The sequence below is a fragment of the Chitinophaga solisilvae genome, assembly GCF_009928525.1.
GTDB lineage: Bacteria > Bacteroidota > Bacteroidia > Chitinophagales > Chitinophagaceae > Chitinophaga > Chitinophaga solisilvae.
The window spans coordinates 423,612-437,193 of the sequence record NZ_JAABOK010000005.1 but is presented as its reverse complement, the minus strand read 5'-3'; the positions used below and the strand labels follow the sequence as shown (position 1 = coordinate 437,193).

Annotated in this window: 9 protein-coding genes; 1 reads left to right on the top strand and 8 read right to left on the bottom strand. The window is 50.8% G+C overall.

The window, feature by feature from the left end; all coding sequences use genetic code 11:
- The first annotated feature begins 58 nt into the window (after positions 1 to 58).
- Positions 59 to 922 carry an alpha/beta hydrolase gene (locus GWG06_RS12720; protein ID WP_160713634.1) on the top strand — a complete coding sequence of 288 codons (864 nt, stop codon included), beginning with the start codon at positions 59 to 61 and terminating at the stop codon, positions 920 to 922.
- A gap of 3 nt (positions 923 to 925) precedes the next feature.
- Here the strand turns inward: GWG06_RS12720 and GWG06_RS12715 are convergent, their stop codons facing one another.
- The 8 genes from GWG06_RS12715 to GWG06_RS12680 form a co-directional block, all read right to left on the bottom strand.
- Positions 926 to 3,364: an ABC transporter permease gene (locus GWG06_RS12715; protein WP_160713632.1), complete on the bottom strand. Its 2,439-nt coding sequence runs from the start codon at positions 3,362 to 3,364 to the stop codon at positions 926 to 928.
- Between the two features lie 267 nt (positions 3,365 to 3,631).
- Complete coding sequence (locus GWG06_RS12710) at positions 3,632 to 4,204, bottom strand: RNA polymerase sigma factor (RefSeq protein WP_127041038.1); 573 nt, start codon at positions 4,202 to 4,204, stop codon at positions 3,632 to 3,634.
- Positions 4,205 to 4,302: 98 nt separating this feature from the next.
- Positions 4,303 to 4,881, bottom strand: coding sequence for a hypothetical protein (locus GWG06_RS12705; protein ID WP_127041041.1), 579 nt, complete (start codon positions 4,879 to 4,881; stop codon positions 4,303 to 4,305).
- A 72-nt stretch (positions 4,882 to 4,953) separates the two neighbouring features.
- Complete coding sequence (locus GWG06_RS12700; RefSeq protein ID WP_127041043.1) at positions 4,954 to 5,985, bottom strand: PorP/SprF family type IX secretion system membrane protein; 1,032 nt, start codon at positions 5,983 to 5,985, stop codon at positions 4,954 to 4,956.
- Positions 5,986 to 6,019: 34 nt separating this feature from the next.
- Positions 6,020 to 8,011, bottom strand: a complete 1,992-nt coding sequence (locus GWG06_RS12695) for an OmpA family protein (RefSeq protein WP_160713630.1) — start codon at positions 8,009 to 8,011, stop codon at positions 6,020 to 6,022.
- 26 nt (positions 8,012 to 8,037) lie between these two features.
- Positions 8,038 to 9,042: a PorP/SprF family type IX secretion system membrane protein gene (locus GWG06_RS12690; protein WP_160713628.1), complete on the bottom strand. Its 1,005-nt coding sequence runs from the start codon at positions 9,040 to 9,042 to the stop codon at positions 8,038 to 8,040.
- A gap of 33 nt (positions 9,043 to 9,075) precedes the next feature.
- Positions 9,076 to 13,206, bottom strand: a complete 4,131-nt coding sequence (locus tag GWG06_RS12685; protein WP_235938307.1) for a PKD domain-containing protein — start codon at positions 13,204 to 13,206, stop codon at positions 9,076 to 9,078.
- Positions 13,207 to 13,233: 27 nt separating this feature from the next.
- Positions 13,234 to 13,578, bottom strand: a complete 345-nt coding sequence (locus tag GWG06_RS12680; protein ID WP_127041051.1) for a T9SS type A sorting domain-containing protein — start codon at positions 13,576 to 13,578, stop codon at positions 13,234 to 13,236.
- Positions 13,579 to 13,582 lie beyond the last annotated feature (4 nt).

The following is a 13,582-nucleotide window of genomic DNA, read 5'->3' as shown; positions in this document are numbered from 1 at the left end:
TGCGGATACCTATCAATATCTGAAGAGAATGTTTATTTTAGAGAGATAAATTCCACGTATGAAAAAGTTACTGCTCAGCATCCTGCTGATATATACTGCCACGCTGCAGGCGCAGCAGGTTATTCCGCTTTATACCGGCGCAGTGCCGCTGGCCGTTGCCAACGGTACGGTTAAAGAATATACCGACAGCACCCGTGGCATTGCCTATAACGTTACCGCCCCTACGCTGACAGTATTCCGGCCATCCGGCAAGGCAGGCCGCAGCGCTGTTATTATTTGTCCCGGTGGCGGCTACCATTGCCTGATGATGCAGCGGGAAGGCTACATTCCGGCAGCCTGGCTGGTGTCTCAGGGCATCACTGCCTTTGTACTCAGCTACCGGCTGCCCGACAGCCGTATTATGACAGATAAAAGCAAAGGCCCGCTAACAGATGTACAGGCAGCTATCGCCTATGTGAAAGCGCATGCAGACCAATATCATATAGATCCTGAAAAAACAGGTGTGATGGGGTTTTCAGCCGGCGGGCACCTGGCATCGTCTGCAGCCGTTTTATCAGACAACACTGCTAACAAGCCCGCTTTCTCCGTACTCATCTATCCGGTTATCAGCATGAGCGACAGCATAGGCCACCGCGGTTCACGCGATCACCTGCTCGGCGCCGATACCGCCCTGTATGCCCGCTTTTCCACAGACCTGCGGGTGAACAGCCATACTGCTCCCGCCTATATCATACATAGCGAAGAAGATAAAATAGTGCCCGTAGAAAACAGTATTTACTATTACCTGGCGCTGAAGAAAAATCATGTGCCGGCAGCGATGCAGCTGTATCAGCAGGGAGATCATGGGTTTGTAACGGGGATGCAGCCGGCTGAGTGGCTGCCCCCCGTACTCCAATGGATGCGGTTAAATGGATGGAATTAACACTTATTCTGATCTGAGACTTTTAACAGGATTTGTCAGCGCCGCCTTCACAGACTGAAAACTGACTGTAAACAGCGCTATCAGGATAGCCGTTGCACCGGCAGCTGCAAATACCCACCAGCTGATACGGATACGGTATTCAAAATCTGCCAGCCACTTATTCATCATCCACCAGGAAACAGGCACAGCGATGATAAAGGCTGCCGTTACCAAACGCAGAAACTCACGGTTCAGGAGATGCACGATGCTTTGCGCACTTGCGCCCAGCACCTTGCGTACCCCTATTTCCCGGGTGCGCTGCTCCGCCATGAAAGTGGCCAGTCCGAATATACCCAGGCAGGCAATCAGAATAGCCAGCGATGAAAACAGCAGCGCCAGGCGGCCCACCTGCTGTTCTCCCTGATACATCTCTTCAAAAGATTTATCAAGAAAATTATAACTGAAAGGCAGCCCTGGTGCGAAAGAACTCCATTTCCCCTGAATATCCTGCAGGAGCTTATCCACATGTTCATTCACGGTAATCTTAAATGCCGCCGAGGAGATATCTGTCCCCAATATCAGCCCCAGCGGCTGCACTGGCTGATGCAGTGTTTCATAGTTAAAATCTTTGACTACCCCTACCACCGTATAGCCGTTGGCACTGGTACCCATAGATAATTCAAAAATCATTTTTCCGACGGGATCTCCTTTCCCCATACGTCTGGCTGCAGCTTCATTGATGATGATGACATTTTTATCCCCATAATCGCGGGAGAAACCTCTCCCCTTCAGTACCTCCATACCCATGGTCTGTATATAGTCTTCATCCACATACCACTCCTGCATACCGAATGTTTCATCAGGCTTCATTGCACGGGAGGGGGCTACCATATTACTGTTGCGGCTGGCGTTGCTCACCGGCAGGAAAGAACTGAGTGTACCGCTTTTTACACCGGGCAACTGCAACACTTCATTCCTGAACGCGGATGCATCATTGTTCAGCGCCCCGGTGCCATTAATCACCAGTACCTGATCCTTATTGTAGCCCAGGTTCTTATGCTGGATGAAATACAGCTGCTGATACACCACCAGCGTTCCAACGATCAGTACAATAGAAGTGGCAAACTGAAATACTACCAGGCCTCTGCGCAGGCCGCTGTCAGCACCGGCAGATTTCACCCTGCCCTTCAATGCTTCTATAGGCCGGAAGGCAGACAGAAACAGGGCGGGGTAGCTGCCGGCCAGCAGCCCGGTCAGCAATGGGGCCACCAGCAATAGCGGCAGTATCTGAGGCTGCAGCAACATGCCGATGCTTACTTCTTTACCCGTCAGCTGATTGAAGGCGGGGATAAAAACCGCTGCCAGCCCCAGCGCCAGCAAAAAAGCAACGATAGCCAGCAATCCCGACTCTGTCAGAAACTGCAGTATCAGCTCCCGGCGGCCTGTGCCCAAAGCCTTACGCACCCCTACTTCCCGGGAACGCTTCGCTGCCAGGGCCGTCGTCATATTCATAAAATTGATACAGGCTATCAGCAGAATAAATAAAGCGATGGCCGAAAAAATATAGACATACCGGATATTTCCGGCAGGCCTGATTTCTCCTGCAGTAGCAGAGCGGAAGTGAATATCTGCCAGTGGCATCACCCAGAAAGCAGCACTGTTACCAGCTTTTGCAAAGGCTTCCATGCTGGGAATATTCAACAGCTTATACAACACTTCCGGAAAGAAATACCTGCTGATATAACCATCGGAAAACTTCTTTGAAAAAGCTACCGGATCCACGCCTTTCTTCAGCATCACATAGGTATAGAAATTCATGGCGCCCAGCCGCCCCCATTCGTATGCAAAGTTTTTCATGGAGAAATACATGTCATACCGGAAATGTGTATTCTGCGGGATGTTCCGGATAACAGCATCCACTTTATAGGCTTTCACTTCCTTACCTTCCCGGATATTCAGCATGCGACCGGCAGCCCGGGTAGTACCGAAATACTTCTCTGCCACAGCTGCGGTAATGACTACTGTATTAGGCTCAGAAAGCGCTGCAGCCGGATTTCCGTCCAGTGCCGGCAATGCAAACACCTGGAAGAAAGTGGAATCCACATGGGCTATTACCTTCTCCGAAAAGAAACTGCTGCCTTTCTGCACCAGCACAGGATCCCCATAGGAAGCTATCCGCGAGAAGTGCTCCACCTCCGCGTACTCCCGCTTCAGAATAGGCCCCATCATATCAGACATCGCAATATCATCTCCTGAACGGCCATTAAATGTGACTGTTTGTGTAACGCGGTAAATCCGCTCATAGCCGGGTATATGCCTGTCATAACTCAGTTCATCCATCACATACAACACAATGATCAGTACACAACCCAGACTGATCGCCAGACCGGCGATGTTAATGAAAGAAAAGACTTTGCGGCGGAGTAAATTTCTCCAGGCTATTTTAAGATAATTTAACAGCATACACACTATTGTATAACGATTGTGCCAGAGTTTTGCCTATTGGCTATCAATCGTTTGGAATAGGTGTAAGGTAGGAAAGTGTCCGGTTTTGGTACAGAGATGTCCGGAAATAAGAATTACGAATTGCGAATTGCGAATTACGAATGTAGAAGCGAAGAGCTAAACGTAGATTAAAGGGAATCATCTATTAAATATCTTCTTTCATCTCCACTTAAATCTCCGCTTCTACATTCGTAATTCGCAATTCGTAATTCGTAATTAATAATCTCATTCTTCCACTACCATCTGCTTCCTCAAATTCATCAACGCGTATCTCACCCGGCCTAAAGCTGTATTAATACTGATGCCTACGGCCTGGGCCATTTCCTTATAGCTCAGGTCGGCGTAATAGCGTAATATGATGGCTTCGCGCTGAAGCAGGGGCAGCTGGTCGAGCATCTGTCCTATTTCATGATTAATTTCTCCGGTAATCAGATGATGTTCGGCGCTATGTTCCATGTAATCCATGCTGTCGCCGATATCATCGTTGTATCCTACCACCATTTTTGACCACGAGTTAACTTTGCGGAAATGGCTGATACAACAGTTATGGGCAATACGTACGGCCCATGCGAGGAAACGGTTATTGTCGGAGTATTGCCCGGAGTGCAGGGCATTGACGATTTTGATAAATACTTCCTGGAAAATATCTTCCGCCAGGTCACGGTTGCGGACCAGGAGCACAATGGTTGTAAACAATTTTTGCTTATGACGATGCACCAGGGCGGTGAAAGCATGGGTATCACCTGCTACGTAAAGGCGGATCAGCTCATGATCGGTGAAGTCGTTATACTTGTTCATACACAGCGTTCAATCGTTTTTAAATAAGTAAGGTATCAGGAAGGTCCCCCTGGATAAGGGGACCAATTTTTCTTGCTGGAGGCTATGAGTAATTAACCTTAGTCTTCCAGATGCAGGTATTGCTGCACCTCTGTATATTTTTTCCAGTCAATGGAATTGGCCGCACGGGCAGCTACGCCACCGGGTACTACCACGTAGCGGTACTGCAATCTTTTACCGGCAGTGGTATTGGCTGTGCCTGCGTTCACATTGGATACCAGGGTGAGTAATTTTGAGGAGGCGAGGTACCGTATCATAACACCGCTTTCATCGATGTAGGGCAGTACCACGATGTTGGGTCTCAGCGCTGTGCCCAGGTTTACGTATACGTTTACCAGCGCATGTCCCAGCATGATGGAGTCTACCTTAGGCATGGGGATGCCGGCGGCAAACAGTGTGGTATCGATAGTACCATCCGGGCGTGTCTGGGTTTCTGCTACGCCATACTGTACATCCAGCCAGGTAGAATATATCACGTTGGCTGAACCCGGCGCACCAGGATCACCTTTCGGACCGGCAGGGCCGGGATTGCCGGCAGGACCGGCAGGGCCAGCTGCGCCATCTTTGGAGCAGGCGGCAAATAATACGGCAACAGAAAGAACCAGTGCATACGGAATGCAACGCAATACATGTTTCATAATTACAATTTGGATTTAAGTGGTTTGATTTATTTTTTATGCAGATGATGATTTTACACGGATGATATTTTCTTACCAGACATTTCTCGGACAGGTATCCTTATATTTATTACCGAGCAGGAATCCTAACATTATTTCATGCGAACCTTTACTGACAACATTCAGCGACGATGCCGTATAGTCGTAGGAGTAACCGATATTAAACATGGAATTGATGTTCACCCCGAACATACCGGCCACGCCGTCGTGCAGGCGGTAGGAAGCGCCGGCCCAGAAGCGGTCCCGGTACATAAACCGGGCGTTCACATCCACGCTCATGGGCATGGCGGTGATGAACTTAATCATCACGGATGGCAGTACGCTGAGGTCATCATTTAACCAGAGGCGGTAGCCGGTGGTGAAAAAGATGTGCGGTACGAGCTTACCCCTGTAGAGGCTGTCGCCGGTGAGTTTACCATTATCATAGCCTATCTGTTGCGGGATGATATTCTGCGCTGACAGGCCCATGAAATAATCGGCGCCATACAACCAAAGCCCGGCGCTGATTTCAGGGCGCCACTTGTTCAGTGTACCGGTAGCTCCTCCCAGTACGGGATCTGCCGGATCCAGGAAGGCCACCTTGCTCGCATCGAGGGTTACCTGCTGCATACCTACCGCGATGCCGGCACTGATGCTGGTTCTGGGCGAAAGGTTGATATGATGCGCATATGCGCCGGAAAAGGAAAACCTGTTCAGCGGGCCGGCGCGGTCGTTCAGGATGGTGAACCCTACGCCGGGATGCGGCGGCGGCGTGGTATAGTCCGCCCAATATGCTTTCCCCCGCGGATTCTCTCCTTCCGTATCAAAGCCGGTAGGAGAAGCGGTAGCATAATCCGATTTACGCAATGGTCCGTGCACCGTGAGGTAGGTGGTTACGGGCGCCCCGTTGAGCCCCGCCCACTGGTGGCGGTGACTCAACCGGAGGTCCCAGTAATTCTCTATCCCCGCTACAGCCGGGTTGATGATAAACGGATTCATGATATATTGTGTATAATGCGGCTGCTGCTGTGCCAGCGCCAGCTGCATGATACTTGTTATCAAACCTGTGAGCACAAACTTTTTCATTACTCAGGTATTTAAAGTGAAACCATGGGCGCTGCTATTTCTTCAACACGGTGAATGTGGTTCTTCTGTTCTGCTGACGGCCTTCAGGGTTGTCGCTGCCATCGGGCATGCTGTTGGGAGCAATCGGCTGGGTAGCGCCATAACCTTTATAGGTAAGCCTGTTGGGGTCAATTCCTTTCTGTACCAGGTATTCTACGCAGCTTTTGGCACGCGCTTCAGAGAGGCGCTGGTTATAGGCTTTCCGGCCGATGCTGTCGGTATGTGCGCTCAGCTCAATTTCCATGGCCGGGTTAGCCTGCAGGGTAGCTGCCAGTTTATCCAGCGATACAAAAGACTCTTCCCGCAGGGTGGCCTTGTCGTAATCGTAATACACGTTTTCGAGCGTCACCGGCGACGGCGGCGTTACGATTGGTGTAATACACAGCACCGGTGCGGTAATAGCCGGAGCATCGTCATCGGCAGGCACTGCGATGGATTGCACACCAGCCGTATAGCCGGTAGCGTTAGCCTCTGCGCGGAGCGGCAGGTATTCATCTACCGTGAAGGCATAGCTGCCATCTGTTCCGGTGCTGCGGGTGGTAATAACGCGGTTATTAACGGTATCGACTATACGCACTTCAGCTCCGGCTACCGGCGTGTTGTTATCACAGGCAACTACGATACCGCTCAGCTGCCGCGGCGGGCGGTTTTTATGCAGAAAAAACAGTTCCAGGCAGCATTCTGCGGCACGGTCTGTTCCCAGCAACACATCATCCAGTAAATTTTTATTGTTGCTGCGGCTGGCGAAATAGATATCGTCCTTGACGGAGTTCACCGGATAGCCCATGTTCAGCGGTGGCTGAAAGCTGCCGGGAGCGCCTTTGCTGCTGAAGAAATCGTAGCCGCCCATACCTGTTCTGCCATCGGTGGAGAACACCAGCGTGCGGGTAGCAGCATGGTAATAAGGCGCCTGTTCGTTACCACCGGTGTTGATTACATCGCCGAGGCTGGCGCTGCGTACCGGTTTTCCGGTTTCATCCAGCTCTGCATACCAGAGGTCAAATCCGCCCTGGCCGCCGGGTCTGTCACTGGCATAGAGCAGCGTTTTCCCATCGGGCAACACATAAGGCTGCTGCGTATTACTGCCGGCGGCATTGATCACATCGTCCAGCAACACAGGCTCACTCCAGTTTTCGCCACTCCTGCGGGACAACCAGATGGATGAAATCTTCTTTCCGTGGTCAATATGCCAGCGGGTGATATACATACGCTGTCCGTCAGGCGACAGGCTCAGCGCACCCTGATGCAGGGCAGACGGCTGATCCAGCGGCAGCAGCTTTATGTTGCTGGTCTGTCCGTCGCTGTAATCTGCTGTATATACGCGGTTGATATACACATGCCTGTTTTCTGATGCAGGCCGGGTGGAAGTGAACAGCAGCGAACCGTTGGAAGCCCACACCGGCGCATAGCTTGCGCCGGTGGTGTTCAGCGCGGAAGGCGCTTTACGGACTTCGTACTGATTAATATCAGTTCTCTTCAGTTGGCTGTTTATGAACACCAGGTTATTCACTTCTCTGGTAGCGGCAGCCTGATAGTTATCCACAGGCGTATATCCGGCCAGAAAATTCCTGAATGCTTTCTCTGCTTCTTCATATTTACCCAGTGCGCGCAATGACACTGCATAATAGTAGGATGCCAGCGGGAAACCGTTGCTGTTATATTCCAGTACAGTTTCATAGTAAGGAGCCGCCTTCTGGTAGTTATTCAGATTACGGTAGCTCTCCGCCAGCTTGTAAACGGCCTGCTGCTCATTACTCACGGGTATCTGCTTCTTTTTGGCTTCACCAATGGCAGCATAGGGTTTGTATGTTTCCGGGCGGAAAGATTTACTTTTTGAGCCGAGGTATTTCTCATAATACTGTGCGGCAGAATTATAATCTTCCTTGCGGTAATACTGATCGGCAGCTTTCAGGTAATCGTAGGTGAACTGCGCATAAGACGCCATGCCTGCGAGAATGGCCGCTGCGGTTAAAAATATTTTTTTCATGAGATGCCTGTTACGTTAAAAGGTGATTATAAGCGGGGGCAAACAAATTCCACTTCCGGTGTCTTCACTTTCCTGCGCCCGATGAAGGTCAGTGAGATCTCGAAGCTGTTGGAGCCACGCGCCATCTTGCTCAGATCGGAAGTGTTGATATCATAGCTGACACCCAGCATCATGGACTTATAGATAAAGCCCGCATGCGTAGTGAAGGCATCTTTCCAGCGATAGTTCAGGCCCAGCAGGAAGTCCGCATCCGATGCAGCCCTCACCTGCCCGTATGCACCGATCATTTTCTCCTGCGCCGGACCCTGCTGCATAAACAGGAAGTTGGGTGTTATACTCAGTACATCCGACAACGTTAGTTTCACACCGCCATGCACATTAAACCGCATAGGGAAACGGGCATCGCCGGTAGCGCTGAACTGATCCAGCGGTTTCGTCAGGTGCATCACCGAGAAACCACCGTAGATATTAAAGCTTTTGCCCGGTGTGGCGTCATAGTACAAGGCGCCTGCACCTGCGTCGAAAGACATGGCAGAGGTGCGTCTGAAGCCATCCGTGATGGGATTGCCGGGATTATAACCGGTAACCGGATTCCACTGCTCCCCGAAAGTGAGTTTGGATGGATCGAAGCGGCGCTGAATAAAACCCAGCTGCAGTCCGAAGGTCAGCTGATGATGATGCAGCTGGTCCAGCTTCACACCGGTATAGGCGGCGCTTACATAGCCGGTGGTATAGTTGTATCCGCCATCGCCGGCCGACTGGTTCTGTACGCTGGCGCCAAAGTTGATATTCTTGTTGGTGGGCACTTCTGCGGCCACGCCATATGTTCTGAATGGACTGATATTTCCCCACTGCGTACGGTAGATAGCCGCCACACGGTAGTCTCCGTCGAATGCGCCGGTAAGCGCAGGGTTTAACCATGACGGATATACGTAGTATTGGGAGAAGTGAGGGTCAGCCTGCGCCATAGCCCTGGAGGCGGCTACCGTGGCTGTCACTGACATTAGCAACGCTACAATTTTTGTTCTCATTTTGCTGTCCGTGTTTTATGTGAATGATTTTACTTACCTGATAATAGCCACATAACCTGTGAGTGGCGGGAATCCGTTACGCAACGTAATCACGTAGTAGTAGGTGCCCACCGGCAGCGGGTTACCTTTGAAACTACCGTCCCATGGCAGGATATAGCTGTCTGAGCTGAATACGCGTTGTCCGTACCTGTTGAATACTTCCACCTTTGCACCAGGATACTCGCTGAGGTTATGGATCACCCATTTATCATTGATGTTATCACCGTTCGGAGAGAAGGCATTTGGCGGCAGCACTGGTTTCAGCACTTTCACCGACATCTTGTCGCTGGCAGTACAGTTATGTTGTCCGGTGGCTGTCAGCGTATATTCCTGGTCGTGCATCGCTGTAATGGTGGGCGACAGCAGCGTCGGATTCGGGAAGTCTCCTGCAGGCGTCCAGCGGAATGCCAGGCGTACCGAATCATTCGCTACCGGCCGGAAGGTGATCACAGTACCCTGCGGCACCACGAACGACTGACCGGCATCTATCACCGGCTGCAGGTAAACGGTTACCTTGCTGCTGAAAGGCGCAGAGATACATCCTGCGGCGTTGGTAACAGTGAGCTTCACGGCATACTCTCCGGGGTTCCTATATGTTTTGGACGGGTGCTGATCGGAAGTGGTGGTACCATCCCCGAATTCCCATTTCCAGCTGTTGATGGTGCTGGCAGCATCTGTACTTTTATCAGTGAAGATGCTTTCCGTACCCTGGCACAGCTCATCCGGCGCTACGCTGAAGCTGGCTACCGGCTGGCCGAAGAAGGCATCCAGCTTTTTGGAGATGCTGGCGGTACAACCAAAGGCAGAGGTAACTTTCAGTTTCACTTCAAACGGACCATAGGCTTTGTAGTTATACACCGGATCTTTAGTGCCGGAAGTACCTGTACCATCGCCGAAATCCCAGTTGTAGGAAAGGGTGGAGTTATCTTTAATAGCGGACAGATCTTTGAATTTCGCCGTTCCTTCCGGCATACAGATCGCATCAGGATTTTTGAAGTCAGCTACCGGCAAAGGATGTACAATCACTTTCGCCTTAGCTGTATCGCTGACGCAGTTTTTATCGCTCACGGCTACCAGCTTCACTTCATAGGTGCTGTCTTTCGTATAGCCGATATTGAAAGGATTGCCGTTGGTGCTGGTATACTGTGTACCATTACCATAATCCCACTTCCAGGAAGCTACATTACCTGCACTGATCGTGGAACGGTCGGTGATGATTGCCGGCTGGCCCAGACACAGGCTGGCAGTAGCACCGAAGGCGGCATCAGGTTTAGGGAATACGGCAATGGTCGTGGAAACGGAATCAGCACAGCCATTGTCGGTATTGAATACATACCAGATGGTATGCGTGCCTGCCCCTGCTTTGGATGGCGTGAACTTACCGGTAGAATCGGTGCCGGGCCCTTTGTAGTAGCCTTTACCTGTCACACCGTTTTTCACGGAGGCCGCATTAATCAGTACAGAACCGGGCGTATTCACACACATACCTGTGAGCGCGCTGAAAGCCAGGTCTGGTTTAAGTTTGAAGGTCGCCGTAATGGTGGTATCCTTCGTACAGCCCTTATCGGTAGTGACTTTATATTTGATGTTGTAGGTACCAAATTTCGTATAGGCGTGTGTAGGATCCTTTACCGCAGATGTATTCGGATTTGCCGGCGTAGCGCCGGCATCGCCAAAGTCCCAGCTGTGGGTGGTAATATTCTGCGCGTCAGGTACGGTAGCACCGCTGGTAAACTGCACCAGGCCACTCACCGGCAGACAGGCAGCCGGATACGTAAAGCCGGCATGCGGCGTACCAAATACGGTAACGGTTTTTGAAACGGTATCACTCACACACAGTTCGCTGACTTTCACCACATGTTTGATCGTAAACGTGTTGCGGTCTTTATACACAATCGTCTGTGGCCCGTTGGTAGTGGCAATCAGCACAGAGTCGTTGCCATAATTCCAGTACCATTTGCTCACAGGCGTAGGGCTTGTGTTGGTAGAATTATCCGTTACCTTCAGTACGCCTCCTTCACAAAGTTCTGCCACATCTGTAGTAAAATTAGCTACCGGCTTGGGGAAGGCTGTTACCTGGAAGGTAGTGTCACCTACACAACCTTCTTTGGAGATAACCGTCAGCGTAACATTGGCAGGTCCGGGAGGGAATACGCGGTGTACTTCAATACCGCTGTCCAGCGCCGGTCCGGGGAAAGTCCATTTCCAGCGGTTGATAGGATATTCCGGCTGGATATCTTTTCCCTTGAAGATGACGCTGTCCAGCGTACAACCGGTATAGTCATAGCTCATAATAGCTCTGGGTTTACCTTTCACGATGAGCGTATAACCTACCTTCTCGGTATTGTTACAATTCTCTATAGATGGATGAGTGGACAAAACCGTAATATCATAGCTGCCAATGTTGCTGAATTTATAGGTACCCGGCAGGGTGTATTTGTAATAGGGAATACCGTTGAGCGTCACGGTAGCCACGGGTACCGGCGCATTCACGGTAACGTCTGCATTAGGTGTAATCGCAGCGCCGAGCAGGCTTAACCTCCATACCATCCTTGTTGGCTTGTAGGCCATCAGGATAGACAATTCCACCGGCGTATTGGTACAGGTGAAATCATTCACGGTTCTGGAGGTATCCAGTTCATTATGGATCGCGCCTACGGCATTGAGGTTATTAATCAGCGTACCCGCGTTGTAGCCGTAGCTTTCAACACCTCCGAGACCATAGGTAGTAGCCACAAAGGCGGAGTCGCTGGTTACAATACACTGCGCCGGAGCGGCTGGCCATCGTTTCACCACTACCGTATAGCCGGGGAGGTTAGGGTGCACATAAGAATGATTGAATGTGTTGCTGCCATCAATCAGCAGAGAGGGTACGCCTCCCGTAGGAATGATGAGCGTGAGGTAGTTGGTGGTGATACTTTCCACATTGTTACGATAGAATCCTGTCCGCTTAATTGCCTGTTCTATCGGGCTGATATACACCATCTCAGGGTCGCCTACCCCGGTATTTCCGCAGGAGCTTTCAGAAGGCATAAACTGTGCTACCAGCACGGGTTTATCAGCTTCAATATAATCAGCCGTCTTACTGTTATATTCATAGTATGAGTTGGAAATCAGGCTGGTTACCGGTAGCACTGCACCATTCTTCTTCACCACGGTAGCAGGATCTTTCACGACGATTTTATAGATGGCTGTCTGCAGCGTAGAAGCATTTCCGGAAGCAGAGGGCGGCGCGGTAAGATAGCGTTTGCCCCATGCCTGGAACGGAAATATCTGCTGCATATTATTATCGCCGCTGCCGCTGGAACCGTTACAGGTAATGGAAGTACGGCTGCTGCCGGAGAATACCGCCACCGGGTAACATTGTCCGGCGCTGTTGGCAATAGACTTCACGGTGGTACCGGTGAGCTGCCGTCCTTTGCTGCCGCCGAGCGATCCACCTACTAACTGGTAAATATCGCCGCGGTTGAGCGTTACCGTGAAAGGCACGCCGGCAGGCCGGTTGAAGCGGGAAAGCGCCGATGGTGTTACTTCAATAACTGTATTATTCTGGTTAGCGACTACATACATCCAGGAGAAACAATCATCCATGTAATACTGCTCACTGTTGACGGAGATATAGGAATAACCCCATGTTTCTTCCGGCATAAGCATGGTAGCGCCTGAGGAGGCACTACCATATATGTGGGCATAGGCTACAATAGGAACATTACTCTGGATATGAATAGCCTTGTTGGTAAAAACGCCTTCACCACCGGTACCGCCGAATGATGGCGGCGGCGAATAGAGCCGCGCATCAAATCCGCCTACCTTGGGAATCAGGTCGGAAGTAATTACTGTGTTGGCAGGAATGTTATAGGTCCTGGTCCATGCGGTACCATTGATGCTCACCGTAACGGTAGCAGGTTGTTCCGCACTGAGGTACAGGATCATTTCCTGTGAGTTGGTCCATCCCGGTTCCATGAACTGGTGATGTCCGTAGCCCACCCAGAATTCTTTCCCTTTGTTGGAAAGATTCTGGGCGAACGAATGCAGGGCTACGAACTGCAACACTAACGAGGTTATGGTGAGGAAACATCTCATCAGCAATGTGCGATGAGTGTGATATAAAGATCTGGCTGACATCGTAATCAATTTTTCATATTGAAATGATTATTGCTTTATGATCATCTTCGACGTTCCGGTTCCATCTTCAAAAGTGGCGCGAAGCAGGTAAGGTCCTTGCTGCAGGTCTGCTACGCGCATCATGTTATCATTGCCGGGCTTCCTGAATTGCTTTACCTGTCTGCCATCCATGGCATATATCACCAGTTCCCGGATACGTTTCACAGATTGCACACGCAGCGATGCGGCTACGGGATTAGGGAAGGCAGTGATAGATCTTGCACTGTTAACCAGACTGTCTATTCCCTGTCTGCAGCTGCGGCCTGCTGCCGGGGTTTTCACCCCGGACAGCAACGCAGCTGTTACAATTACTGGCATTATAAGCTTCGTCATGATC